24 protein-coding genes are annotated in these 25,334 nt (G+C 49.6%); 17 read left to right on the forward strand and 7 right to left on the reverse strand.

Annotated elements, in window-relative coordinates:
* Positions 1–22 precede the first annotated feature (22 nt).
* From rfaD to CX650_RS14800, 4 genes are read left to right on the forward strand one after another with little or no spacing between them, the layout of a single operon-like run.
* Positions 23–976, forward strand: coding sequence for an ADP-glyceromanno-heptose 6-epimerase (rfaD, locus tag CX650_RS14785; RefSeq protein WP_101096239.1), 954 nt, complete (start codon positions 23–25; stop codon positions 974–976).
* 25 nt (positions 977–1,001) lie between these two features.
* The gene (locus CX650_RS14790) at positions 1,002–1,862 is read left to right on the forward strand and encodes a glycosyltransferase (protein WP_226684949.1); all 861 of its coding nucleotides are present in this window, start codon (positions 1,002–1,004) and stop codon (positions 1,860–1,862) included.
* A 17-nt stretch (positions 1,863–1,879) separates the two neighbouring features.
* Complete coding sequence (locus CX650_RS14795) at positions 1,880–2,656, forward strand: glycosyltransferase family 25 protein (RefSeq protein ID WP_052248225.1); 777 nt, start codon at positions 1,880–1,882, stop codon at positions 2,654–2,656.
* A gap of 8 nt (positions 2,657–2,664) precedes the next feature.
* Positions 2,665–3,810, forward strand: a complete 1,146-nt coding sequence (locus CX650_RS14800; protein ID WP_101096240.1) for a glycosyltransferase family 9 protein — start codon at positions 2,665–2,667, stop codon at positions 3,808–3,810.
* Positions 3,811–3,991: 181 nt separating this feature from the next.
* Here CX650_RS14800 and CX650_RS14805 read toward each other — a convergent pair whose 3' ends face one another.
* The 3 genes from CX650_RS14805 to CX650_RS14815 all read right to left on the reverse strand — a co-directional run bounded on the left by CX650_RS14805 (position 3,992) and on the right by CX650_RS14815 (position 7,359).
* On the reverse strand, positions 3,992–5,092 hold the full coding sequence (locus tag CX650_RS14805; protein WP_101096241.1) for a glycosyltransferase: 1,101 nt from the start codon (positions 5,090–5,092) through the stop codon (positions 3,992–3,994).
* The gene (locus tag CX650_RS14810; protein WP_101096242.1) at positions 5,085–6,158 is read right to left on the reverse strand and encodes a glycosyltransferase family 9 protein; all 1,074 of its coding nucleotides are present in this window, start codon (positions 6,156–6,158) and stop codon (positions 5,085–5,087) included. Before CX650_RS14810 ends, CX650_RS14805 begins: the two co-directional genes overlap by 8 nt.
* A gap of 154 nt (positions 6,159–6,312) precedes the next feature.
* A complete protein-coding gene (locus CX650_RS14815; RefSeq protein WP_101096243.1) occupies positions 6,313–7,359 on the reverse strand; it encodes a glycosyltransferase family 9 protein in 1,047 nt (348 codons plus the stop codon).
* A gap of 85 nt (positions 7,360–7,444) precedes the next feature.
* Between CX650_RS14815 and CX650_RS14820 the strand changes: the two genes are divergently transcribed.
* On the forward strand, positions 7,445–8,161 hold the full coding sequence (locus tag CX650_RS14820) for a 3-deoxy-D-manno-octulosonic acid kinase (RefSeq protein WP_101096244.1): 717 nt from the start codon (positions 7,445–7,447) through the stop codon (positions 8,159–8,161).
* Here CX650_RS14820 and waaA read toward each other — a convergent pair.
* Entirely contained in the window at positions 8,147–9,418 is a 1,272-nt protein-coding gene (waaA, locus tag CX650_RS14825) for a lipid IV(A) 3-deoxy-D-manno-octulosonic acid transferase (RefSeq protein WP_101096245.1), read from the reverse strand. The two genes, CX650_RS14820 and waaA, sit on opposite strands and share 15 nt — an antisense overlap.
* 119 nt (positions 9,419–9,537) lie before the next feature.
* Here waaA and CX650_RS14830 point away from each other — a divergent pair, with 119 nt between their 5' ends.
* From CX650_RS14830 to glpG, 5 genes are all read left to right on the forward strand, one after another.
* Entirely contained in the window at positions 9,538–10,182 is a 645-nt protein-coding gene (locus CX650_RS14830; protein WP_039035416.1) for a TetR/AcrR family transcriptional regulator, read from the forward strand.
* A 196-nt stretch (positions 10,183–10,378) separates the two neighbouring features.
* Entirely contained in the window at positions 10,379–11,572 is a 1,194-nt protein-coding gene (locus tag CX650_RS14835) for a glycine C-acetyltransferase (protein ID WP_039035417.1), read from the forward strand.
* A 23-nt stretch (positions 11,573–11,595) separates the two neighbouring features.
* Positions 11,596–12,621 carry an L-threonine 3-dehydrogenase gene (tdh, locus tag CX650_RS14840; protein ID WP_039035418.1) on the forward strand — a complete coding sequence of 342 codons (1,026 nt, stop codon included), beginning with the start codon at positions 11,596–11,598 and terminating at the stop codon, positions 12,619–12,621.
* Between the two features lie 78 nt (positions 12,622–12,699).
* Complete coding sequence (gene glpE, locus CX650_RS14845) at positions 12,700–13,002, forward strand: thiosulfate sulfurtransferase GlpE (protein ID WP_039035419.1); 303 nt, start codon at positions 12,700–12,702, stop codon at positions 13,000–13,002.
* 3 nt (positions 13,003–13,005) lie between these two features.
* On the forward strand, positions 13,006–13,839 hold the full coding sequence (gene glpG, locus CX650_RS14850; RefSeq protein ID WP_101096246.1) for a rhomboid family intramembrane serine protease GlpG: 834 nt from the start codon (positions 13,006–13,008) through the stop codon (positions 13,837–13,839).
* 112 nt (positions 13,840–13,951) lie between these two features.
* On the opposite strand, the gene elbB is transcribed toward glpG, so the two are convergent.
* Positions 13,952–14,605, reverse strand: coding sequence for an isoprenoid biosynthesis glyoxalase ElbB (elbB, locus tag CX650_RS14855; protein ID WP_101096247.1), 654 nt, complete (start codon positions 14,603–14,605; stop codon positions 13,952–13,954).
* A gap of 385 nt (positions 14,606–14,990) precedes the next feature.
* Between elbB and polA the strand changes: the two genes are divergently transcribed.
* Complete coding sequence (polA, locus tag CX650_RS14860) at positions 14,991–17,759, forward strand: DNA polymerase I (protein ID WP_101096248.1); 2,769 nt, start codon at positions 14,991–14,993, stop codon at positions 17,757–17,759.
* Positions 17,760–18,412: 653 nt separating this feature from the next.
* On the opposite strand, the gene yihA is transcribed toward polA, so the two are convergent.
* Positions 18,413–19,063 carry a ribosome biogenesis GTP-binding protein YihA/YsxC gene (gene yihA / locus CX650_RS14865; protein WP_025009067.1) on the reverse strand — a complete coding sequence of 217 codons (651 nt, stop codon included), beginning with the start codon at positions 19,061–19,063 and terminating at the stop codon, positions 18,413–18,415.
* Positions 19,064–19,232: 169 nt separating this feature from the next.
* Between yihA and CX650_RS14870 the strand changes: the two genes are divergently transcribed.
* From CX650_RS14870 to hemN, 6 genes are all read left to right on the forward strand, one after another.
* Positions 19,233–19,853 (forward strand): c-type cytochrome, encoded by a 621-nt coding sequence (locus CX650_RS14870; protein WP_025009066.1) that lies wholly within the window; start codon positions 19,233–19,235, stop codon positions 19,851–19,853.
* Positions 19,854–20,251: 398 nt separating this feature from the next.
* Positions 20,252–20,506, forward strand: a complete 255-nt coding sequence (locus CX650_RS14875) for a hypothetical protein (RefSeq protein WP_025009065.1) — start codon at positions 20,252–20,254, stop codon at positions 20,504–20,506.
* A gap of 107 nt (positions 20,507–20,613) precedes the next feature.
* Complete coding sequence (locus tag CX650_RS14880; RefSeq protein WP_039035425.1) at positions 20,614–21,300, forward strand: methyltransferase domain-containing protein; 687 nt, start codon at positions 20,614–20,616, stop codon at positions 21,298–21,300.
* 47 nt (positions 21,301–21,347) lie between these two features.
* Positions 21,348–21,872, forward strand: a complete 525-nt coding sequence (yihI, locus tag CX650_RS14885) for a Der GTPase-activating protein YihI (RefSeq protein WP_039035426.1) — start codon at positions 21,348–21,350, stop codon at positions 21,870–21,872.
* 11 nt (positions 21,873–21,883) lie between these two features.
* Positions 21,884–22,351, forward strand: coding sequence for a DUF2489 domain-containing protein (locus CX650_RS14890; RefSeq protein ID WP_039035427.1), 468 nt, complete (start codon positions 21,884–21,886; stop codon positions 22,349–22,351).
* Between the two features lie 352 nt (positions 22,352–22,703).
* The gene (hemN, locus tag CX650_RS14895; RefSeq protein ID WP_101096249.1) at positions 22,704–24,080 is read left to right on the forward strand and encodes an oxygen-independent coproporphyrinogen III oxidase; all 1,377 of its coding nucleotides are present in this window, start codon (positions 22,704–22,706) and stop codon (positions 24,078–24,080) included.
* Positions 24,081–24,143: 63 nt separating this feature from the next.
* On the opposite strand, the gene add is transcribed toward hemN, so the two are convergent.
* Positions 24,144–25,139, reverse strand: a complete 996-nt coding sequence (gene add, locus CX650_RS14900) for an adenosine deaminase (RefSeq protein WP_101096250.1) — start codon at positions 25,137–25,139, stop codon at positions 24,144–24,146.
* Positions 25,140–25,334: the final 195 nt, after the last annotated feature.

The following is a 25,334-nucleotide window of genomic DNA, read 5'->3' on the forward strand; positions in this document are numbered from 1 at the left end:
ACACGAGAATTGGAAAATACTTATGATAGTAGTCACAGGTGCCGCAGGCTTTATTGGTAGCAACTTAGTTAAAGCGCTCAATAACTTAGGGCGTAGTGATATTATTGCCGTAGATGACCTGACCGACGGCACCAAGATGTTTAATCTCGCCGACTGTGAAATCGCCGATTATCTGGATAAAGCAGACTTCATCGAACAGATCAACCAGGGACAATTCGATAACAAGGTTGAAGTAATCTTCCATCAAGGCGCCTGTTCGTCAACCACTGAGTGGGACGGCAAGTTTATGATGGCTAACAACTACGAGTATTCCAAAACTCTGCTCCACTTCTGTGAGCGTACCGGCAGCCAGTTTATCTATGCATCCTCGGCCTCTGTTTACGGCGGCAGCGATAAGTTTGTCGAGCAGCGGGAGCTGGAAAAGCCGCTCAACGTCTATGCCTACTCCAAGTTCCTGTTCGATCAATATGTCAGGCAACATAGCTTCAAGACTCAAGTGGCCGGACTACGTTACTTCAACGTTTATGGACCAAGGGAACAACATAAGGGCGGCATGGCTAGTGTAGCTTTCCACTTCAACAATCAGATTAAGGCGAATGGTATCTGCCGCCTGTTTCAGGGCCACGACGGCTTCGAAGATGGCAAACAACTGAGAGACTTCGTGTATGTCGAAGATGTAGTCAAGGTCAACCTCTGGCTATGGCAAAATCCAAGTGTCTCAGGGGTGTACAACTGTGGTACGGGTCAAGCACAGAGCTTCAACGATGTGGCCAATGCGGTGATCGCTTATCACGGTAAGGGGGAAATCGAATATATTCCTTTCCCGGATAAGCTCAAAGGCGCCTATCAAAGCTATACCCAGGCGGATCTCACTCGACTTAGGGCTGCTGGGTATACTCAGGCCTTTAAAACAGTCGAGCAAGGAGTACCCGAGTATCTGGACTGGCTGGCCGCGCAACACTTTATCGGTCAGTAATTAAGCCTTGAGGAGCCCATTTGTAATGAAAGACAATCAATTGAAAACAGCTATTTTTACGCTTGCTATTGGTGATGAAAATCCCATGTACCGTGCCGCGTTACTCAGTTTCGAAAGATATGCCGAAAAAGTCGGTGCTGATCTTATCGTTTCAAAGGAGCTCCATTACCCAATCACCATCACAAATCCAAAACATACCGCCAGCCCTGCGTGGACAGAGAAGTTATATATCAAGGAGTTATTGAAAAAATACGATAGGGTACTGTACCTGGATGCCGATATCATTATTACTCCAGATGCTGACAACATTTTTGAAGTTTATAATGAACTGGATACTATTTATCTATTTAATGAAGGACAGTTGCTAGAGCGTCAACCTGTGATAGACAAAATTTCTGCTATCATGGGTGAAATAAAAGACTGGCCCAAAGAAAATGGACGCCCTGTCTACTATAACTTAGGCTGCATGCTAATTTCACGCCAATGTCCATTATTTGATATTGCCTCATTATCTGATCTTCAGAAACTTTGTAATCACATAAAGTACTATGAACAAACTTATGTAAACTACCTGATACAACGTGATAATCTCAAAAATAAGAGCATATCCTCACAGTTTAACCGCATGGATGTTTTAGGGGCAGATAATTATAAACAAGCCAGCTTCATCCATTATGCTGGTAGAGGCTATACTAACTCTTCCTTAAAACGTGAAGTCAGATTTGTAAACGACTTTTGCGACATCTTTGCTAACCAAATAGATGCTGACACTTTAAAAGAAATCAAAAGCGACGGCTGGGAATTGTTTATCGACAAAGCACATAAGCGTTATAAGCTACCGAGATCGATCATCAGTGCCTTGGCCAAAGCCTTCGTCACCATTTAAGGAAATAGCTAAAACTCATGATGAAGTATAAGGTTTTCGTTATCAATCTAGCCCGCTCTAAAGAGCGGATGGCCCATATTACCGAGCAACTCAATCGTGTTGGAGTCCCCTTCGAACGCATAGAAGGCGTTGATGGCAACCTACTAACAGATGAAGAAATTGAACAGGTTTCTCCTGCCAAATTAGTGCAAAAAAACTATTACAGGGCGCTAAGTAAAGGAGAGGTCGGTTGCAGTCTTAGCCACAAAAAAGCATGGCAAAAAATTATCGATGATGACTTGGATTTTGCCTTCATTCTTGAGGATGACATCTACCTAGAAGACAATTTCTCAGAAGTGGTCGACTTAATGCGAAACCTACCCACAAAAGAATGGGACTTCATTAAGCTTTATCCACTACGCAAGGGTGGCCAGAGCAATATTAGGAATGCTTATACTTACCATAAGCACAAATTTATTAGTTATCATAAGTTTCCAATTAGCGCTGTAGCACAGGTAGTGAGTAAAAAAGGAGCTAAAGCACTTATCAAAAACATGCCTTATGTGGTACAACCAGTTGATGGACACCTAAAATCCTGGTGGACGCTAGGTATTTATCCTTTTGGACTCATCCCATACTGCGTTTCAGTCGATCTGACGGGCCTATCGGACATCAACCCTCATGGGGGGCTTGAAAAGATGAAGCAACGCAAATTAACCAAGCTATATCTTAACTGGCAACGCGCTCTGGCGCGGCTTTTTGCAACGCCTAAGCTTGACAAAAAATTCACACAGTTTACCAACTATCTAAAATAGAGATTCTTGTGTCTGTCATAATTGAACATTCAAGCATACTGAAAGCTAAACGTGTCTTGTACATGACACACTTGGCTATTGGTGATTTTGTCTACCAAGGTGTTTGGTTACGCGCCCTTAAAGCAAAATACCCTCATCTTAGTATCGATATCTGGTTTGACGACTGTCGCAGTAAGCCCCACGATTGGGCCAAAGGCCGCAACAAAATTCTATCGGAATGGATAAATGCAATAGGGGATTTCGACGACGTTTATCCTATTGTGAGCAATTTGGATCAACGTCAAGCAGCAATCCAAACAGCTCGAGAAAAAAACTACGATATCATCATTTTCGTAGGGAAAAATCGTAGCGAGCAATTTGCAAAGATTGCACGTCAGATCTCATCGACAGCCATAGTTGTCGCCACCATGAACTACACCCTAAGAAATCTATTTACCAGTAAAATCTATGCTGGCAAACTCGATGGTACTCTCAACTACCGTGACATAGCTAAAAAAAGCTCACATGTTACAGACTTCTATGGTCATTGCTTTAATCAATTTCTAGGATTAGATACCACAGATCTCATTAACGGCAGTAAACAACTCGATATTTATATTAGTCCAGAGTATCAATCAAGTGTCCAACCCGTGATAACCTCACTTACACAGGGTGACTCAAATAAACTCATTATTTTTATCAATCACCTATCAACGGCGACGAAAAAAGACTACCCCTGGCCTCAAGTAAAACAACTGATCCAGCTGCTTAATTCAAAATATGCCAACCTGGTATTCATAGTCAATACACCGCCAGATAAGCTTGAATCTGTCACTGCAGAGATAAGAGCAGATAAAGATTTAAATCCAAAGCAGATCACTACCTTTACTGCACTAAATAATTTCTTTGAACTTCCAGCTATCATAGGTCTTTGCGACCTGAGCATAAGCGTCGATACTGCTACTGCTCATCTCGCTGTATGCATGTCGAAGCCTCAAGTAACCCTAATGGCCAGCGACTTTAAGCTCTGGCAACCACTGGGGGATAGCATCATCCTTGAAGGTACAGGTAAAGCAAGCTCTATTGCCCCTCAGCAAGTCGCCAATGCAGTGGAAAAGCAAATCCTAAACTTCTATGGTGAAACAGAAAAATTTCAGCCTTTAAACAACAATTGAGTATATGTTGAACATAAATCTGGGCAGGGAAAACTTAATAATGCATTATTTATTAATGCTTTATATTTAGCCAACCAACACCGAGGCTTTAATATCAGGGCTTGTAAAACGATTAAACAAGCAAGAGCTTAAGTAATTGGGCTGCAAGTGGTAAAAGTGGTGAAGTTTTATTCCATTCCCCTTAAGAGGACTCACAGAGGCTCAGATAGTCGGCAACAATTTTGTCGATGGTCACCTGCGTAAGGATCTGACTGTCGGCAAAAGGCGGATAATACTCCAAGGCTTGCTCCAACTTCCGACTTAAAGCCTTACTATCCCGTCTCGGAACCAGATATTTAGCCAGTTCACCCGTTAAAATCTCATCAGGTCCATGGGGGCAGTCGGTACTGATCACAGGAGTGCCGCACAATAATCCCTCGACCAGGACATTACCAAAGCCTTCATAATCGGAACTGAGCACCAAGAGACTCGCACCCTTTATCCAGGGAAAGGGGTTGGCCTGAAACCCGGGACAGATGATACGATCGGCCACGCCGTATTTTCTGGCCAGTTTCATCGCCTTCTTGGGATTGTTACAAAGCAGCACCAGCGGCAAAGGCTTATGCATCTTGGCAAGAGCCTGAAATAGTATGTCATGACGTTTTTGCCGTGCGACGCGACCAACATGGATCAGATAGTCACCTTTGGGAATATCCGGGTGTTCCTCTACAGCTTTTGCCCTTATCGCTTCTATATCGAATGGGTTATATATAGTACGCATACTGCGAGGAGAAATTCGCCCGCTCTGGCGAATTTCCTGAGCGATCCCCTTGGAGACTGTGATCAACGCCTGGCCGTTTAGTGCCAGCTTGGTTCTGAGCATTGTAAGGTAAGCTAATAGTCCGAGTTTACGCTCACGCTTCAACTCCTCTTCAATAGAGTTATGCACCACAATATAGAGCGGTGATACACCGGCACGAGTTAGCAATAAATTGCTCTTGTCCAAATTAGACAAAATAAGGTCAAAACCACCATAAGTCTGTTCGAGTTCATCGAACCATTGCTTGACCCTGGCAACCGAGCGCCCCAACCGCCACCAGGCAATGATATGCCGCTCACCTTCATCGAAGCAGACATGCAAGGGAATTTCCTCAGGGACTGCATAATCATAATGAGGGGTCAGCACCAAAAGATGCGGCTCGTGTCCCAAACGTTTCAGTTCAGTCGCCAGAGTTAGGACTATCTTCTCTGCACCGCCACCGGCGAGGCTGTCTATAGCTAAGCCGATCCGTTTACTACTCATAATCAAGCCCCAATAGTCGTGCAATCTCCATTATGCAGATATCCAGCCCCTTGGCCTCCCCCTCTTTATCCATATTGGCAACTAACTGCCCCACGGTTTGTGGTTCCAACAGACGCTGTACCTGAGTACACATAGCATCTGTCTCGATATCGCTGCTGATGGCTAAGCCCCGCTGCACACAGCTATCAATCCGCTTGGGTTGATCCTTGGAAACTGCCACCGCCAACGTCGGCACCTTAAGAGCTATCGCCTGCAACAGGGTATCACCACCGCTTAGTACAGCGCCCACTGCGCCATCAAGCAGGTTGATAAACTCCATGCTGGAGAGCCGCTCTATGCTCACCACCCCCTCTAACCTAGGCAGGGCTTTAGGATAATTAGGACCAAACACCATGACGCTGGGTATCCCCATCTTTTGATAACAGACCTGCGCTACTTGGGCAAAACGTTCAGCCGCAAGAGTTGCGTCGACATAATGACCGCCAGAACCTGCGCTATAGAGGAGATATCCCTTTGGCTTTAAGTTATATGCTTGCTGCAACTGCTGTTGCAACACTTTATCGGGTCTTGCGAAGATAGGACCGGTAAAGATGGGCTCGGCCCGTTTGATCAGGTTTAACTTGAAGCGATCGAAACGACTAATATCGCCAATCACAAACTCAGGCTGCACTACCCAATGACTGTCAGTGACCAATGCCCGAACAAGCTTCATGCCTCGAGCACGTTTGCGTTTGTGCTGGCTGATAAAAACCACCTTGGCGCCACTGCGATAAGCATGTTTCAGCTGTGCTTTACGGCCAGCCGCATCAAAGATTACCAGGTCAGGCTTGAGCTCTGAGATCAACTGGTTCACCTCTTTCACTCGCTTGGTGGGAGTGTCGTCAACCAGATGCGTTGGATAGGAGCAATACTTGGCGTAGGGGGCGCGACTGTTAAGCACAAATTCAATCTGTGCTCCGGGCCAACGCTGCATGATCTCGTCGGCCACTATGGTGGAACGCATATATTCACCTATTCCCTCTTCACAGGAGACAGGTACAAATAGAAATTTTGGCGCCACGGACATCGACATTATCCCTAAAATTAAATGGAAAAACCCCATCCTCCCTCATTGCTTCACTCAACTGATGTTTGTCAGCAGATGAGCCTATCAAGCCTGAAGTTTACCATTAATCGGCAGCTCCTTACTATTGACCGGAGTATTGTTGAGGATCGCTCGATTAAGCGCTTTCGCTCGCTGGCAACAGACGATCAAATTGGGCTATTACAGATGCCACCGGGATCATCTCCATCAGATGCGCGCCCTTGGCGCGTGTCCCCCAGGGAACCTCGCCTGGATGTTGCAAGGCGATTACCTCATCATAGACACTGACCACGCTATCCAAACAGGTATAAGGCCCAGTGCGTCCAGGATTGGAATGGGCGTATAGGCCGATCACCGGCGTTCCTTGGGTCACAGCCATATGAGCAGGACCGGTATCCGGCGCCAGGACTATGCTCGCCTGTTTCAAAAGCGCCAAAAGCTGCGTCAGCGAAGTCTTACCCACCTGGTTTTCGATGCGGGCATCGCCATGTTCAATAATGGCCTCGGCAAGCTGATACTCCATAGGAGCGGGGCCGCCGCAAAGCAACACACGATAATCTCTTTCCAGCGCATAGTTGGCTACTTGAGCATAACGTTCGGGCAACCAATTTCGCTCTGCCTTACTGGCGGCAGCGCAAATAATCAGTGCCTTATCCCCATCAGGGATCAACTGACAGGCAAACTCAGTATCAGCGGCGGGCACAGGAATGTCCCACTTAGGCTGAAGATCTGTCACCCCCACAGCCTTAGCGAAGCCCATAAAGCCTTCCAATACATGGGGCGTGGCCAACGGGGCAACCTGCTCATTGGTCACCAACCATTGTCCCTCTTTGGCCCTGGCCCGGTCAAACCCTATGCGCACTTTGGCGGGGATCATCAATGAGGCTATGGTAGCCCGCAGCGCCACCTGCATGTGCAACAGCACATCGAAACGACGCCCCTTGAGCGCCCGCCGCAAATTGAGGTAACTCTTCCAGCCTTGACCTTTGTCAAACACCACAAACTCCACCCCGGGCAGGTGCTTGAGCAACTGATATTCTATCTTGCCTATCACCCAGGTGATAGCCAGTTGCGGGTACTGGCGCTGAATTGCCTGCACCATGGCAACGGCATGACAAACATCACCAATCGCCGACAGGCGCAGCAAACAGAGAGATTGAATTTTCGCGGGGTCAAGACTCATGGACAGAATCGGCTTCTTGGGTGCAAACCCCAGATCTTAATGTAGAATAGACTCAGGTTCCACGCTTATAACGAACAAATAGCCGATGCAGATTAAAAACACCGCCAAGGGTTGCCTGGCGCTGAGCCTTGCCGCCCCACAAGCCCTGGATGAAACCTGGTTTGACGAGTCTTTTTGGCGGCAGCAGCAAGCGATTGTCGGCTCATCCAAGGGGCGTTACACCACTTGGTTTGTCGAGCATGAAAAACAGCAGTGGGTATTGCGCCACTATTGGCGCGGCGGCTTGATGGAAAAGTTCAGCAAAGACGCCTACCTGTTCACCGGCCTCACCAAGACCCGCGCCGTGGCAGAACTGACGCTCTTGGAGCAACTCTTTGAAGAAGGTTTACCTGTGCCCGAACCCATTGCCGCCAAAGTGGAACGCTTCGGGCTCTGGTACCGGGCCGACATCCTGATCCGCCGCATTCATGGTGCCGAGGATCTGGTGACTCTGCTGCAAAAACAGGCCATGTCCCGCCCACAGTGGCAACAACTCGGCGCCTTGATTGGCCGTTTTCATCAGCGCGGTGTCTACCATGCCGATCTCAACGCCAAAAATATTCTCAGCAGCGACCAGGGCTTTTATCTGATTGATTTTGACCGAGGAGAGCTGCGAACCCCGGCCGATGGCTGGCAACAGGCCAATCTCAGTCGGCTGCTGCGCTCCTTCAACAAGGAAAAACGCAAACAGCCCAAGCTGCAATTTACCGAAGATAACTGGCAGTGGTTGCTGGAAGGCTACCGCGGCTCAGCGAGTGCCTGACAACAAGGCCTGAGCCAACTGCAACTGCTTCTGCAGTGCTCCTCTGTTGCTGCTAACCACTTCCAAGCCGGCTTGGGCGGCGCGGCGTCTCGCATCGCTGTCCTGTAACAGTGCCGCTATGCCACTCGCCAGCGAGGCGGCATCCTCAACTTGCTGTAAGGCTCCGGCACCTTGCAGCAGGTAAGTTATCTCGGCAAAGTCCCAATGATGAGGGCCGACAAATACCGGCAAGCCCAAGGCCGAAGGCTCCAGCGGATTATGCCCGCCATTGGTGATCAGGGTGCCGCCGACAAAGGCCAGATCGCCGCAGGCATATAACCCGAGTAACTCCCCCATGGTATCCCCGAGCAGCACCTGAGTCTCGGCAGCTAGCCCTTGGCCGCTGCTGCGCCGCACATAGGCAAGCCCGGCCTGCTTGATTGCCGTCGCGGCATTATCGAACTGCTCCGGGTGTCTCGGTACCATGATCAACAAGGCCTCTGGCCACAGTGCCAATAGGCGTTTATGGCACTCCAGCATGGCGGCAAATTCCCCTGGATGAACACTGCCGGCAACCCATACCGGGGACGAGGCGCGTCCCCACAACTGCCTTTCGCCCCTGGCCCTGGTTATCTTGTGCTGATCCAACTGCAGGTCGAACTTGAGGCTACCGCAAACACTCAACTTGTCTCTGGCAACGCCCAAGGCGATAAAGCGTTCGGCCTCGGCTTGGGTCTGCACGGCTATCTTATCCAACAGTTGCAACATCGGCAGGCTAAGTCCGGCCCACTTCTGGTATTTGGCGGCCGACTTGGCCGACAACCTGGCATTGGCCAACATGATGCCTACGCCCTGTTTTTTGGCCTGATGCAGTAAGTTGGGCCAGAGTTCAGTTTCCATCACTATCAGGTTCGAAGGCTTGAGCCTGTTAAGAAAACGTCGCACACACCAGGGAAGATCGAACGGCAGGTAACAATGCTGCACTGTGTCACCAAACGCCTTGCGCACCTCACGGGAACCTGTGGGACTGGTGGTCGTTACCGTGACAGATAAGTCAGGGTTGGCTTGCATCAAGGCCTTAATCAGCGGCACAGCTGCCAGGGTTTCCCCCATGGAAACAGTATGGATCAACAGGTCTGTCGGTTTGGCCTTGAACAAGCCGAATCGTTCGCCCCACCTGCCGCGGTAATCTGGGCTCTTCAATGCCCTAAATGCCAGATACAGCAGCAAGAGTGGCGACAACAGATACAGCAAGAGTGAGTAACGGCTAAGGTTCATTGGCGGGATAATTGAGTTTTGCCTGATGGATTGTCACAATGCTAGCATAATACCCGAAGCAGCATAACCAAGAGCCATTCGCCGGATTGCGGATGATGCCGCAACCATTTAGGACTCAGATGAAAACCCGCGATAAAATCATTCAGGCCAGCCTGGAACTCTTCAACGAATACGGCGAACGCTCCATCACCACCAACCATATCGCGGCTCATCTGGGAATAAGCCCGGGCAATCTCTATTACCACTTCCGCAACAAGGAAGATATTATTCGTTGTATCTTCGACCAGTATGAAAATCATCTGGAACTGGGGTTTCAGCCCTATGAAGACAGGCAAGTCGATGTCGAGTTGTTGATTGGCTATTTCGATGCCATGTTCTATACCCTGTGGCAATTTCGCTTTATGTACGCCAACCTGGCCGACATCCTCAGCCGCGATGAGGCCTTGAAAAAGCGCTATCTGGAAGCCCAACAAAAGGTGTTGACCCGCTCTAGCCACGTGCTGCAACAGTTGTGTCAGGATGGCTTTCTGCAGCTGGAGCAAGACAAGATCTCCAGCCTGGCCGATACCATCAAGATGATAGTCAGCTTCTGGATCAGCTATCAGCTGACCCAATCCAGCATAGCCAATATCACCAAGTCTTCACTCTATGAAGGCCTGCTCAGGGTGCTGATGATCTTCAAGGCCTACGCCACCCCCAGTTCCACCTCGACCTTCGAGCGTCTGGAGCAACACTACCAAAATTTGGCCCACCAGCAAGACTAGCTCACCGTCTTGGGCATCTGACATTCAGGTGCCTTGCTCTCTCAGCTTCCTTAGTTTTTCTCATCTGAAACAAGCACTAGCCCTAATCTGATTTATCCCTGACGGCCCAGCTCAAAAAAGAGTGTTGAGCCATTGGCTTTAGGGTTAAAATGCCACCACTCCAATAAACAGAATAATCCAATCAAGGAGACTTAAGGTGGCATCTACCTCATTCTACGATCAGATCAACCAACAGCTTGCCGACGTCAAGGCCGAAGGTCTGTACAAGAGCGAACGTGTAATAGTTTCTCCACAGCAACCAGCCATTCGCGTCAACGAAGCAGAAGTTATCAACTTCTGCGCCAACAACTACCTGGGTCTGGCCAATCACCCTGAATTGATCAAGGCGGCACAGGCCGGGTTGGCAGACCATGGCTTCGGCATGGCCTCGGTACGTTTTATTTGCGGAACCCAGGATATTCACAAGCAACTGGAAGCCAATCTGTCCGAATTTCTCGGCATGGAAGATACCATCCTCTACTCCTCCTGCTTCGATGCCAACACAGGTCTATTTGAAACCCTGTTAGGCCCGGAAGATGCCATAGTGTCAGATGCCCTGAACCATGCTTCTATCATTGACGGTGTTCGCCTGTGTAAGGCCAAGCGTTTTCGCTACGCCAACAATGATATGGCCGACCTGGAAACCCAACTGATCGCCGCCCGCGATGCCGGTGCCCGCCATATCTTGATAGCGACAGATGGGGTGTTTTCCATGGATGGGGTTATTGCCAACCTCAAGGGTATCTGTGACCTCGCCGACCAATACGGCGCCCTGGTCATGGTCGATGACTCCCACGCCGTTGGCTTTATCGGCCAGAACGGCCGCGGCACCCACGAATATTGCGATGTGATGGGTCGCGTTGACATCATCACGGGCACCCTGGGTAAGGCGCTGGGCGGCGCTTCCGGCGGCTTCACCGCGGCCCGCAAAGAAGTGGTCGATTGGCTGCGTCAGCGCTCACGTCCTTACCTGTTCTCCAACTCACTGGCACCTTCTATCGTCAGCGCCTCGATTCGGGTGCTGGAGATGCTCAAAGAGGGCCAGGAACTACGCGAAGCGGTATGGGAAAACAGCCGTTATTTCCGTGAAAAAATGGCTGCAGCCGGATTCACCCTGGCCGGAGCAGACCACGCCATAGTGCCGGTCATGCTGGGTGATGCCAAGTTGGCCAGTGACTTCGCCAACCGCCTGCTGCAGGAAAATATCTATGTTATTGGCTTCTCCTTCCCGGTAGTACCCAAGGGACAGGCCCGTATCCGTACCCAGATGTCGGCGGCTCACAGCCGTGAACAGCTGGACAAGGCCATCGAAGCCTTCACCCGAATCGGCAAGGAGATGGGTATCATCTGATACCTATCCCATGGAGTAACATGATGAAAGCACTGAGCAAACTCAAGCCTGAACAAGGCATCTGGATGGTAGACGCACCCAAGCCGGAAATGGGCCATAACGATCTACTGATCAAGATCCGCAAGACCGCCATCTGTGGTACCGATGTGCATATCTACAACTGGGATGAGTGGTCACAAAAGACTATCCCTGTTCCTATGGTTGTCGGCCATGAATATGTCGGCGAAGTGGTGGACATGGGCCAGGAAGTGCGTGGCTTCAATATTGGTGACCGGGTGTCAGGCGAAGGCCATATCACCTGTGGTCACTGCCGTAATTGCCGTGGTGGCCGTACCCATTTGTGCCGTAACACTGTGGGGGTTGGGGTCAACCGCGAAGGTGCCTTCGCCGAATATCTGGTAATCCCGGCCTTCAACGCCTTCAAGATCCCCGATGATATCAGCGACGAGCTGGCTGCTATCTTTGACCCCTTCGGCAATGCGGTACACACTGCGCTATCTTTCGATCTCGTCGGTGAAGATGTGCTGATCACCGGAGCAGGTCCCATAGGCATTATGGCCGCCGCCGTTTGCCGCCATGTGGGTGCACGCCACGTGGTCGTTACTGATGTCAACGAGTACCGTCTGGAGCTGGCACGTAAGCTGGGGGCTACCCGAGCCGTCAATGTGGCCAAAGAAAAACTCGAAGATGTGATGAGCGAGCTCGGCATGACAGAGGGCTTCGATGTCGGCCTGGAAATGTCCGGTGTACCGTCTGCCTTCCACTCCATGCTGGATACCATGAACCACGGTGGCAAAATTGCCATGTTGGGGATCCCGGGTGGCGATATGGCGATAGACTGGAGCAAGGTCATCTTCAAGGGGTTGGTGATAAAGGGCATCTATGGCCGGGAAATGTTTGAAACCTGGTACAAGATGGCCAGTTTGATCCAGTCCGGATTGGATATTGCACCTATTATCACCCACCATTACAAGGTGGATGACTTCCAGCAGGGTTTCGATGCCATGCGTTCGGGTCAATCCGGCAAGGTCATTCTCAGCTGGGATTGATCCTCAAACAGGGCGCTGTACTCATGCAGCGCCCTGATGCACACTGTTAATAAGCACTACCTCTTTTACAGGCAAACTATGTCCAGTTACCAACACCTTTCTGTCGTTCAACTCCAGCAAATGATGGCCGAAGATGCCGAGCTGCAGATAGTCGATATTCGCGATCCTGCCAGTTTCGAGACGGCCCATATTCCCGGCGCCATTCGCCTCGGCAATGACAATCTGGCCGACTATCTCAGGGACGCCGATATGGATAAGCCCTTGGTTGTCTGCTGTTATCATGGCATCAGTAGCCAAAGTGCCGCGGAATATCTGCAACATCAAGGATTCGATGAGGTCTACAGCCTGGATGGCGGTTTCGCTGCCTGGCCGAGGGACTGAGACATGGAAATCGGCCGCCTCCCCAACGAACGCGCCGCTCAGGCGCTGGTAGACTATCTCAAGGGTGAAGGGATCCCCTGTCGCATCATGCATCTGGAACAGGGAGTGGCCATCCATGTCATCAAGGACACCGACCAAGCACAGGGGCGCAAAGCGTTTCTCGACTTTGTTCAGGATCCGTTAAACCCCAAATATCTGCAGGCTTCCTGGGACCATGGCGACAACCGCATCCGCTTTGACTATGGCGCACCATCACTGCAACTGCTGAGTCAATTTATTACCGGCGCCGGGCCGCTAACGCTGGTCATTCTGCTGGTCTGCATAGCTATCTTCGCAGCCATGAACCTGGGTTACGGCAATCAGGTTTTCGAAGCCCTGGCCTTCTTTGGCGCCACTTCAGATGCCGGTTTCAGCCAATTCTGGCGCTTGTTTACCCCGAGCCTGCTGCACTTCTCGGCGCTGCATATCACCTTTAACCTACTCTGGTGGTGGGTCTTGGGTGGCAAAATAGAAAACCGTATCGGTCTTGCTCCTTTACTGACTCTGCTGTTGGTCGCCGGCACTTTGCCCAATATAGTGCAGTTCTATCTCAGTGGTCCCAACTTCGGCGGTCTTTCCGGGGTTGTGTATGGCCTAGTGGGTTATACCTGGGTCAGCGGCCGCATGAGTCCAGAGAAAGGCATAGGTCTGCCACCGGCCTTGATGGGTTTTATGCTGTTGTGGCTGGTACTTGGCTTTATGGATGTGTTTGGCCTTTCGATAGCCAACGGCGCGCATCTGGGTGGACTCTTGGTCGGGCTGGCCCAAGGCTGGCTCGACAACCGCGGGAAAAGATAATCCTATGTGGCTCAGGTTTGTACACGCCAAAGTCACTCTGCACAGCTGGCAACAGTAAAAAGAGGGAGCTCAGGCTCCCTCTTGAATAGGTTCAAAGTAACTTGGACAAGGCTTAGGCCAGCTCCAACACCTTGGCCACCAGCTTTTCAATGCCACTATTGGCCTCGGCAATGGAACCTGCCAGCATGTAAGCTGGGGTGCTGACTATCTTGCGCTCACTGTCGACCACAATTTCATCTACCTTGGCATTTTGATGTTCACCGCCCATAGCTACAAAGGCCGCTGCGGTTTCGGCGTCCGTCCCTATGGTGCCTCTGGCCCCTTCACCATAGAGGCTCGGGATCATCACAGGCGCGATACAGATAAAACCCACCACCTTGTCTGCACTGATAAAACGGCTGATAAATTCACGTACCGGAGCGGCAATCTCACTATTGCTGCCGTTTACGGCAAAGTTACAGAGGTTTTTAGCGGCCCCGAAGCCTCCGGGAATGATCAGGCCGTCGAAGTCAGCCAGATTCAACTCGGACGTCGCCTTGATATCACCACGGGCAATTCGAGCTGCTTCTTCCAGCACGTTACGCTGCTCAGTCTCCACGACTTCACCCTTGAGGTGATTGACCACATGCATTTGAGGAATATCGGGGGCAAAACATTGGTACGCTGCGCCAGAGCGAGACAGGGACAGCAGGGTCAACACTGCCTCGTGAATTTCACTGCCGTCGAAGACACCGCAACCACTGAGAAGAACTGCGATTTTTTTCATTAAAAATTCCCTCTTATGTCATCTAGGTTTAACAAACCAGTTACAAACTGGTTGATCTGATTAAAAATCATGCTAACTTAATTCATCGTCTCTGCTAAGAGGCAATTTTTACCGCTACCAAGGTGCGAATCTGGAAAAGGAATTTAAAAAATCCACAACCGATAAGATTTAGTAAAACTTTTACCTGACTCACAAAAAAACAAATAGCAAATAAATATCAACAAGTTATAAAAACAACTTTATGTTGTTCTCTACCGCCTTTCTCTATGTTGATTTTTTCACTCACAGACTTATCCACAGGCTGTGGGTGATTTTGTCATGGCCGAAAATGCCTTGATATGGCATGCTTAGCAGCACTTAAGACAGCTTCGATTGAAACAAAACTATGCCAACAATAGCAGAAAACCCCCTCGTCCTTGTGGATGGTTCTTCCTACCTCTATCGGGCCTACTATGCACCACCTCACCTGACCAATTCCAAGGGTGAAGCTACCGGGGCTGTTTATGGCGTAGTCAATATGTTGCGCAGCTTGCTGGGCAAATACAAGCCACAACAGATGGCGGTTGTTTTTGATGCCAAGGGTCCCACGTTTCGTAACGAGATGTACGCCGAGTATAAGGCCCACAGGCCACCAATGCCTGATGATCTGCGAAGTCAGATAGCCCCCCTGCATGCCATCATCGAGGCTCTTGGCCTGCCACTCCTTTGTATTCCCGGGGTTGAAGCCGATGACGTGATAGGCACTCTGGCCTCCAGGGCCAGTAAGGAAGGCCGTGCCATTCTGATCAGCACAGGCGATAAGGATATGGCGCAACTGGTGGATGACAATGTCACCCTGATCAACACAATGACAGACACCATAATGGGACCGGAAGAGGTCACCAGTAAATTTGGTGTCGGCCCCGAGCTTATCATCGACCTGTTGGCCCTGATGGGCGACAAGGCCGATAACATCCCGGGACTGCCTGGTGTGGGTGAGAAAACCGCGTTGGCCATGCTGACAGGGGCTGGTGGTGTCGCCAAGCTACTGCAGCAACCGGATTGTGTCACGGAACTTGGCTTCCGTGGTGCCAAGACCATGGCCAAGAAAATCACCGACAATGCCGAGATGCTGCAACTATCCTACGATCTGGCAACTATCAAAACAGATTGCGAGCTGGATCTGGATTGGCATCAACTCAATATTACCGAGCCCAATAAAGACCAACTGACACAGCTTTACGGCGAGATGGAGTTCAAGCGTTGGTTGGCAGAAGTTCTGGACAACAAGATGCCGCACCCCAAGGCGGCCAACACAACAGCGCCAGAGACTCAGGAAGAAACCCCATCTCAAGTCACCATAGAGACAAAATACGAAACCATACTGACAGAAGCCGCACTGGAAAAATGGCTGAAAAAGCTGGCCGATGCCGAACTGATGGCGGTAGATACTGAAACCACCAGCCTCAACTATATGGACGCCAAACTGGTGGGTTTGTCCTTTGCCGTCAAGGCTGGAGAAGCCGCCTATCTGCCACTGGGACACGATTACTTGGATGCCCCCGAGCAACTGCCTAGAGAAGGGGTATTGGCAAAACTCAAGCCTATTCTCGAAGATCCAGAGATAAAGAAAGTCGGTCAAAATCTGAAATATGACATCAGTATTCTGGCCAATGCCGGTATCAAACTGGCCGGTGTCGCCTTCGATACCATGCTCGAATCCTATGTATTCAATTCTGTAGCATCCAGACACGACATGGATGGCCTGGCGCTCAAGTATCTGGGGCACAAATGTGTCAGCTTCGAAGATATTGCCGGTAAAGGCGCCAAGCAGCAGACATTCAACCAGATCCCTTTGGAAACAGCGGCGCCTTACGCCGCCGAAGATGCCGATATCACACTCAGGCTACATCAACACCTGTGGCCAAGGCTTGAGCGGGAGCAAGAGTTAGCCAACGTTTTCACCGAACTTGAGTTGCCACTTATTCAGGTGCTCTCACAGATGGAACGCGACGGAGTGTTGATCGACAGTATGCAACTGTCGCAGCAGAGTGATGAGCTGGCACAAAAGATAGATGCGCTGGAGCAAAAAGCCTATGAGATAGCCGGAGAGAAGTTCAATCTGGGTTCTCCCAAACAGCTGCAGGCACTGTTCTTCGAAAAGCTGGGTTATCCGGTGATCAAGAAAACTCCGAAAGGCGCGCCATCCACCGCCGAGGAGGTATTGATAGAGTTGGCGCTGGATTATCCATTGCCAAAGATCATTCTCGAGCATCGCAGCCTGACCAAGCTCAAGAGCACTTATACAGATAAGTTACCGCTGATGATCAATGGCAAAACCGGCCGGGTGCATACCAGCTATCATCAAGCCAACGCTGCCACCGGCCGCTTGTCGTCCAGCGACCCTAACCTGCAGAATATTCCTATCCGCACCGAAGAGGGGCGCAGAATTCGTCAGGCCTTTATCGCACCTTCAGGGCGCAAGATTCTGGCCGCCGACTACTCACAGATTGAACTCAGGATCATGGCTCACCTGTCCCAGGATGCCGGCCTGCTGGCGGCATTCGCCGAGGGTAAAGATATTCACAGAGCAACGGCGGCTGAAGTCTTTGATGTGGCTTTTGAAACTGTCACTCCAGAGCAGCGCCGACGGGCCAAGGCGGTTAACTTCGGTCTTATCTATGGCATGTCCGCCTTTGGCTTGGCACGCCAACTGGATATTCCCCGCACTGAAGCACAAAGCTATATGGATACCTACTTCAAGCGTTATCCCGGCGTGCTCAAGTATATGGAAGAGACCAGGGCACTCGCTGCCGAGCAAGGTTATGTCTCCACACTCTTTGGTCGGCGCCTGTATCTGCCGGAAATCCGTGATCGCAATGCCATGCGGCGTCAAGCCGCAGAACGGGCTGCAATCAACGCTCCTATGCAGGGAACAGCAGCCGACATCATCAAGAAGGCGATGATCAAAGTTGCCGACTGGATAGCCTCTGATACCAAGGGGGAAATCACCATGATCATGCAGGTTCACGATGAATTGGTGTTTGAAGTCAATGAAGCGAAAGCCGAAGAGCTACAACACCAGATCTGCAAACTCATGGCTGAAGCCGCTACCCTGGATGTACCTTTGCTGGCCGAAGCCGGCTTGGGTGACAGCTGGGATCAGGCTCACTGATAATCTATCTATTCCATCAAGAGCCATCCTTCGGGATGGCTTTTTTGTGTTTTGAACACAAGGCTATGATTATCCGCATCTGCTCCCGTCATTAGCTACCCTACCTGAACTAAAAACAACAATTTTTGGCAAAAAATCGACAAAACAACGCTAAAAGCCTGCATTTTAAGCTCATTTTTGTAATTTAAAGATCAAAAGGCGCTTTTCTAGCCAACTATTATTGTGATCGACTGCACATTATTGTCGTATTTTTGAAAAAACAGTTTTCCCATGAGAGATAAATACAGTATTATTCTCGGCGTAGGGTACAGAGGTTAAGATGTTCTATCTTTCAGACCTTTATTTCACTTTTAGTGATCAGCCAAATTCTGGCGCCCCAGCAATCATTTGCTGGGGCTTTTTTTCGTCTGCAATATTTTTTAGAGTAATTACTTTAAAACTGATTCAGTTCGCGTTATGCTACCGCCATTGAGAGCCATCGAAGTCCAAGTTTGATGGTACTTGAGTCTTGTTGAAATTTTAGCTTCTCCCCAAAAGAGCTAATTTAACCGGTGACTGAGTCGCCGGTTTTTTTTGTCCTGAATTCTCCCGGCACACACAGCAGATACAAAAACGGCAGCCTATATGGCTGCCGTTTGCATAGTTTGAGTCCATCACTCTTGTTCGTTCTCTTCTTGCTCCAACCAAGCTGGATGGCACCACTCATCCAGAATCGCCAGAACCTTAGGTTTCCCGGTGCCCTTCAATGAAGAAAAAGGCTCGACTCTGACCCAATCACCAAAGTCAGCCAGCGCTTTACGTACCTCATTGACCGTCTTCATCTTGGCACTCTGTGGCAGCTTATCAGCCTTGGTCAGCAGTGCCAGCACAGGGATCTCACTGGCAACAGCCCATTCAATCATCTGCAAGTCCAAGTCTTTCAACGGATGGCGAATATCCATCAGCACCACCACACCACTCAGGCAGGCACGCTTTTGTAAATACTCACCCAGCGACTCTTGCCATTTGAGCTTCATGGCCAGTGGTACCTGAGCAAAACCATAGCCGGGTAAATCCACCAAACGGCGCTGCTCATCGAGCTCAAACACGTTGATCAGTTGAGTACGACCTGGGGTTTTACTGGTTCTTGCAAGGTTTTTCTGCTCGGTCAAAGCATTCAAAGCGCTTGATTTACCGGCATTTGAGCGACCGGCAAAGGCGATTTCCACGCCGGTGTCGCCCGGTAAGTGCTTGTCCAAATGGGCAATATCAGGCGCACTGATAAGGAATTTTGTCTTGCGAAAATCGATACGAGTTGCTGTCACTTCTGACTCCGGAATTTTGCTGGGTGATAGCATAAATATTGAAGACTTGCTTACTTTTCCACGTTTTCGTGTAAAATATTAGCCCGATCACATTATTTGTATTTTACCACGCTTGCGGGTCACCCTAGTAAGCTCAGGACAATAATTTAACGAAAGAAGTTGGAACGCCATGAAAAAGTTAGCCCTTGCGCTGTCTGTAGTCGCCGCCATATCTTCACCTGCGATTGCTGAAGGTAATGCTGAAGCGGGAAAAACCAAAGCCATTGTCTGCTCTGCCTGCCATGGCCTTGATGGCAACAGCATGATCGACATGTATCCCAAGTTGGCTGGTCAGCACACAACCTATCTGCAAAAACAGCTGCGGGAGTTTCGTAGTGCAGCCCAAACCGGTGGCAAAGATGGCCGTATGGATCCTATCATGGGCGGCATGGCGGTAGCCTTGAGCGATCAGGATATTGCCGATGTTGCAGCTTATTTTGCCAGCCAAACATTGCAGGTTGCTGAAGTTAAGGATGTTCCTGATGCCGGCGAGAAGCTGTTCAAGGGTGGTGATATGTCTCGTGGCATAGCCGCTTGTTCCGCTTGTCACGGTCCTGAAGGCAAAGGCAGCGAACTGGCCGGTTTCCCGGCAGTTGCTGGGCAGCACGCCAACTACATCAAGATCCAGCTGAATAAGTTCCGTGATCAGAGCCGTCATAACGACTTAAACGGAATGATGCAGGACACAGCTAAAAAGCTGAATGATGCAGACATTGAAGCGCTGGCCAAGTACATCTCCAGCCTGAAGTAATTTTTGCTGTAGCTTGGAAAGGGGTGACGTTTCACCCTTTTCTTAAGCCATAAAGTTTACGTTTACGTAAACTGAAAATATTAATGCTTGACACAGATCACAGATTTAGGTTTAATGTGCCCGTACCGAGATAAACCCATCTGTTTGTATAAAAACTTTACCAACAACATTCAGGTTTCGGTATAATTTACATTCAAGATATAAGAATAAAGCAATCCAATAACAATAAGACTACTAAGACCACTCGCAAATAATAATAACGAGTCGAGATTTCAGTTTGAAATCCAGGTCAATAAAAGTAAGGAACCGGCGATTTTGCCAAACCGCTTTTTAGCATTGTCCTTACGAATTAACAGGGGAACTTGCTCCAACAGGAAGATGTTTGCAGGACTCAAACATTGGCACAGGAAGCAACGCGCTTTGGATGCACTGGCTGGAAGCTTGTTATCACTGGAAGGTACTTAGTAGACAAGGATGGTCTGTTAGGCGTCACAGAAGACGACTGGATAATGATGAGCCAATTTGGCCATCGCTATTTGCAGGAAACCCAAGAAAGTGTCTGGAAGACCGATAACGAGAAAAGCTGCAGGGAAAGCTGTCAAAAAAAGAAGGATATCGACCGGGAAAGTCGCATAGCAAGTAAGGAAACTTGAAATCAGAATAGGGTGTTAGTTAGCACCATCATAAGGCGGCAGCCATACTGCCGCCTTTTTTTATGGCATAATTTGTTAACCCCCATTGAGCAGAACTGAATTAGTCCATGCGTCGCTGTCCCTTGTGTCATAACGATCAGGCTGAACTCAGCTTTCAGGATAAGAAACGAGGTTTTTATCTCTGCCCTGAATGTCGGCTGTTGTTTGCAGACTCCAACAGTTACCTGTTACCAGATGCCGAAAAGCAGCGTTATGGACGAGCCCGCCAAGCTGGAAAGCAAAAGCAGTTGGCACGCTTTATCCACCCCTTGTTGGAACAGCTGCAATCTTTGCAGCCAACGCCTTTATTTGGCCTCAACTTTGGCCGAGTGCTAAGCGAGGATGGCCTGAAACAGATCCGCGACGCCGGACACCATTTACAACAGTTCGATCCCTTTTTTGCAGCAGATCACCAGTTACTACATCACCAATATGACTTTATCTGTTGTTTTCGGGTGTTCGAGCACTTCAGGGCCCCGGCCAAAGAGTGGAGCTTAATAGAAACCCTCTTGAAACCAGGTGGTTGGCTGGCCATATCCACCCCATTACTGACCTCTTTGGCCGCGTTCCCCAAATGGCATTACAAAAACAATCCAACCCATGTCAGCTTTTATCAGCAACAGACGTTTGCTTACTTGGCATCTCAGGGCAAATTTAGGCTAATATTTGCAGCGCAGGACTTCATCTTGATGCAAAAAACATCAGGATCTGCTATAACACGCGACCTTGATGCAGAACCGCCGCTTGTAGACTGAACCCGGCACGGTTCGGACGCAACCAACTACTTTTTATCGAGAGAATTATGTCCCGTAGTAAAAAGACCCGTAAAGTCGGCGAGAACAACCCCAAACTGGCCCCCAGAAGCAAGAAATCTGAGCGCGCTCCAGCCCGTAAGAAGCAGGATTCAGGTAATAAGGCGGGTAGCCGCCAGAACCCTGCTGCTCCAAAGGGGCAAAAGCGGGCAGGCTCTGACAAACAAGATATCCGCCTTGGCAGCAAAAGGCCTGTCGCTCTGGATATAGTCAAAGAAAAGGTTGCACAGCCAAAACAACCTAAACTGACCGATGAACAGTTGCTGCTGCAACTGGAGGAAGATCCGCGCCTGAATAAGCTGCTGGATCAGCTGGAAGAAGGTCGGGAACTGGCCGCCGATGACCAGCAATGGCTGGAGCGGCAATTGGCCAAGATAGAGAAGCTGATGGAAAAACTTGGCATTACCGATTTGGATCAGGCCGATGAAGCCCCAAGCAAGAGTCATAGCGATGACGAATTGCTGGAGAAATTCGAATCCGGTGCTGAGCTTCTGAAACAATACCAGGACAACTAACGGAGGCCGGGATGCAGTTTATCCTTATCACCTTAGCCATGTTGATCATCATAGGACTGAGTGCCTATGCCACAGTGTTGCTTTTGCGTCTGAGAAGACAAACCCAGGCCAGAGAGCAGGCGATGGCTGAACAAAAGGCGGTTATGGAAGCTAAACAGGCATCCCTGCTTGCCGATATCCGCTATATTGCCGCCGCAATGACAGAAGAGCGTTGTGAGTTGTCCGAAGGAGTAGTTAGAATCGTCAAACTGTTCGATCTGCTATCGCTGACAGAGAGAGTCAGTGGTGACTACCCGGATGTGTTTATGCATTTTGAGCGTATCAAGGATCATCCCATTCTGGAGGCCAGGGCTCAGTTACCCAAACAAGAGCGGATGCGGCTCGACCTGGCCAGAATGAAGTCTGAAGCCGAGCTGGAGCAAGGCATATTGGCCGACGCCAAAAAACTCTCCGAGTTTCAACTCAAACCAACTCACTAATGCAGCAACTGCCGGCTTGCTCTCAGCAGTCGGCAGCGCTTTATTCACCGTCCCCGAAATCTTCGCCCCAGAAAGACAGCCCCAAACATCGGAAGCTTGTGTTTTGGTTACGCCTGAGTTCGTAGCCTTGTCTTGTCGTCTCAGCCAAACAACAATCAAGCCTGCTGAATCTTTTCTCTGGCGTGAGTCGGTGCACAAAACCTCAATAAGACAACAGACATTGAAAGCATTTTCAGGGATATTTCTTAACGTTTGCTTGTGTACATATAATTTTTACAACCTGGATCAAGGTTATTTGAGCTATAACCCTGCATACTTCGCTCATTGCTAATTTACTGTCGGAGGACACGCCTTGAAGCAGCCCACTCATATCAGCTGGGATCAATCAATGATCGAGAAATATAACTACAGCGGTCCCCGTTATACTTCCTACCCAACGGCGCTGGAGTTTGACGACTCATTCACAGAAGGCGATCTATTGTCGGCCATAGCCAACAGCAAAAGTGACAAACTGTCTCTGTACATTCATATCCCCTTCTGCGCCAAACTTTGCTATTACTGCGGCTGTAACAAGGTTATCACCCGGCATCAGCACAAAGCCGATCAGTACATAGAGTACCTGGCAGCCGAGATCGTCAAGCGGGCGCCTCTGTTCAAACACTATACTGTGACCCAAATGCACTGGGGCGGTGGCACACCGACATTCCTAAACCCAGAGCAAATCATTAAGTTATCGTCACTGTTGAAGAGTCACTTCAACTTTGCCGAACAGGGTGAATACTCTATCGAAGTCGACCCTAGAGAAATCGAACTCTCTATGCTGGATGCCCTGAAAGAGGCTGGGTTCAACCGTATCTCCATTGGGGTGCAGGACTTCAATAAAGAGGTTCAGGCAGCAGTTAACCGTGAACAGGATGAAGACTTCATTTTTGCGCTGATCAAAAAGGCCAAAGAGATGGGCTTTGTCTCTACCAACGTCGATTTGATTTACGGCTTGCCTCATCAAACACCGGAAACCTTTGCCGAAACCATTCAGCGCATTCTGGATCTGTCGCCAGACCGTCTTTCTGTATTCAACTATGCTCACCTGCCGGCCCGCTTCGCGGCGCAGCGGAAAATCAAAGATGAGCACCTGCCCAGCCCACAACAGAAGCTGGACATGCTGCATCAGACGATTGAGACCCTGACCGGCGCCGGCTACCAATACATAGGCATGGATCACTTCGCCAAGCCTGATGATGAGCTGGCCAAACTGCAAAGAGAAGGCCGATTGCACCGTAACTTCCAGGGTTATACCACCCAGGAAGAGTGCGATCTCCTCGGACTTGGGGTGTCATCCATCAGTCAGATTGGTGACTGTTATGCGCAAAACCAAAAAGATATTCGCCCTTACTATGAAGCCATAGATGAGCAGGGCCACGCTCTATGGAAAGGCTGTAAACTCAATCGTGATGACGAAATCCGTCGCGCAGTGATCAAGCAGCTTATCTGTCACTTTGAGCTTGATATGACCAAGATGGAGCAACAACTGGGGATCCAGTTTGAAGAGTACTTCGGCGAAGATCTTAAGCTGCTGCAAACCTTTATCGACGATAAACTGGTTAACATTGAAAATCGCCAGATCAGCATCAGCCCAACCGGGCGTCTGTTGATCCGTAATATCTGTATCTGTTTCGATGTCTACTTCCGCGAAAAGGCACGTCAGCAACAGTTCTCCCGGGTAATTTAACCCTGAGAAGAATAAAAAAGCCGATGAATGATTCATCGGCTTTTTTGTGTCTGAACCAAACTTTTATGCTTTAGCGGCGTAAAGTTCCCGACGCTCGCTGTCAGAGAGGAAGGCCATCTCCACGCCATTACGCTGCAGCTTGGCCAACTCAGCTGCGGTGAAGCCCATCTCCTGCTTAACCACACGATATTCATGCTTGATATCTATGGCGCTGACGCCTGGATCATCGGTATTCAAGCCAACCAACACACCGGCTTCCATAAAGGTGCGCAGTGGATGCTCCTGATAGCTGTTAACGGTAGAAGTATGCAGATTACTGGTAGGACAGGATTCGATACCTATCTTATGTTCCACCAGATACTCCATCAATTTGGGATCATGAATGGCATTGACCCCATGGCCTATGCGAGTCGCCCCCAACTCCTTGATGGCTTGCCACATGCTTTGGGCACCGGCGGCCTCTCCGGCGTGAGCCGTGATCTGAAGTCCGGCATCGCGTACCCGCTTGAAATGCTCGTTAAACAGCTCACCGGGGAAACCCAACTCATCACCGGCCAAATCAACCGCGACCAAAGACTCCCTGTGCGCGAGTAAGCCATCCAACTCCTGGGTACAAGCCTGCTGACCAAATGAGCGTGACAGAATACCTATCAGTTTTATCTTGACCTGATAGTCCTTGAGCCCGGCTTTTACGCCATCAATAACGGCCTCAACCACACCCTCTATCGGCAACTTATGATTCATAGCCATGTAGTAAGGGCTGAATCTTAATTCGGCGTAGTCCAACCCGGACAATGCCACATCGGCGACATTTTCATAGGCCACCCGCTTTACCGCATCCAGATCGGCCAGCACGGCAACCATCCAGTCCAGCTTTTTCAAGAAAGCTACTAGACTGGATTCTTTACCCTGGATCTGTACATAAGGTGCCAAGGCCTCAAGCGAGGCCGCTGGCAAGGCAATGCCATGCTGCTGACCCAGTTCCCATATGGTCTCAACCCTGACATTGCCGTCCAGATGGCGATGTAAATCGACCAACGGAATTGAAGTATCAATCATAAAAATAACCCCTGTATGAACTACCCCGCCAATGTAATTATTTTTTGGTCTGGGGACGCTTAAGTGTAACACGCCTTTTGTTAGCACCTCTTAGTCTACTGACAGGCTTTGTTACCAAAAGGTGACGTTAAATCTCTGGGGCTCCATCCTGGCTTAAGGCATAATCCTTCATCAAGGATAAAAAAGGAACAAAAT

The organism is Shewanella indica (assembly GCF_002836975.1).
In the GTDB taxonomy this organism is placed as follows: Bacteria; Pseudomonadota; Gammaproteobacteria; order Enterobacterales; family Shewanellaceae; genus Shewanella; species Shewanella indica.

What these genes read in the sequence shown, in the direction of transcription:
- CX650_RS14820 (WP_101096244.1), top strand. Translation starts at nt 7,445, where the DNA reads ATGCAGATTAAAAACACCGCCAAGGGTTGCCTGGCGCTGAGCCTTGCC.
- CX650_RS14815 (WP_101096243.1), bottom strand. Translation starts at nt 7,359, where the DNA reads ATGAGTCTTGACCCCGCGAAAATTCAATCTCTCTGTTTGCTGCGCCTG.
- add (WP_101096250.1), bottom strand. Translation starts at nt 25,139, where the DNA reads ATGATTGATACTTCAATTCCGTTGGTCGATTTACATCGCCATCTGGAC.
- CX650_RS14880 (WP_039035425.1), top strand. Translation starts at nt 20,614, where the DNA reads ATGCGTCGCTGTCCCTTGTGTCATAACGATCAGGCTGAACTCAGCTTT.
- CX650_RS14830 (WP_039035416.1), top strand. Translation starts at nt 9,538, where the DNA reads ATGAAAACCCGCGATAAAATCATTCAGGCCAGCCTGGAACTCTTCAAC.
- CX650_RS14870 (WP_025009066.1), top strand. Translation starts at nt 19,233, where the DNA reads ATGAAAAAGTTAGCCCTTGCGCTGTCTGTAGTCGCCGCCATATCTTCA.
- polA (WP_101096248.1), top strand. Translation starts at nt 14,991, where the DNA reads ATGCCAACAATAGCAGAAAACCCCCTCGTCCTTGTGGATGGTTCTTCC.
- CX650_RS14795 (WP_052248225.1), top strand. Translation starts at nt 1,880, where the DNA reads ATGATGAAGTATAAGGTTTTCGTTATCAATCTAGCCCGCTCTAAAGAG.
- elbB (WP_101096247.1), bottom strand. Translation starts at nt 14,605, where the DNA reads ATGAAAAAAATCGCAGTTCTTCTCAGTGGTTGCGGTGTCTTCGACGGC.
- waaA (WP_101096245.1), bottom strand. Translation starts at nt 9,418, where the DNA reads ATGAACCTTAGCCGTTACTCACTCTTGCTGTATCTGTTGTCGCCACTC.
- tdh (WP_039035418.1), top strand. Translation starts at nt 11,596, where the DNA reads ATGAAAGCACTGAGCAAACTCAAGCCTGAACAAGGCATCTGGATGGTA.
- CX650_RS14810 (WP_101096242.1), bottom strand. Translation starts at nt 6,158, where the DNA reads ATGTCCGTGGCGCCAAAATTTCTATTTGTACCTGTCTCCTGTGAAGAG.
- CX650_RS14890 (WP_039035427.1), top strand. Translation starts at nt 21,884, where the DNA reads ATGCAGTTTATCCTTATCACCTTAGCCATGTTGATCATCATAGGACTG.
- yihI (WP_039035426.1), top strand. Translation starts at nt 21,348, where the DNA reads ATGTCCCGTAGTAAAAAGACCCGTAAAGTCGGCGAGAACAACCCCAAA.
- CX650_RS14805 (WP_101096241.1), bottom strand. Translation starts at nt 5,092, where the DNA reads ATGAGTAGTAAACGGATCGGCTTAGCTATAGACAGCCTCGCCGGTGGC.
- glpG (WP_101096246.1), top strand. Translation starts at nt 13,006, where the DNA reads ATGGAAATCGGCCGCCTCCCCAACGAACGCGCCGCTCAGGCGCTGGTA.
- rfaD (WP_101096239.1), top strand. Translation starts at nt 23, where the DNA reads ATGATAGTAGTCACAGGTGCCGCAGGCTTTATTGGTAGCAACTTAGTT.
- CX650_RS14790 (WP_226684949.1), top strand. Translation starts at nt 1,002, where the DNA reads ATGAAAGACAATCAATTGAAAACAGCTATTTTTACGCTTGCTATTGGT.
- glpE (WP_039035419.1), top strand. Translation starts at nt 12,700, where the DNA reads ATGTCCAGTTACCAACACCTTTCTGTCGTTCAACTCCAGCAAATGATG.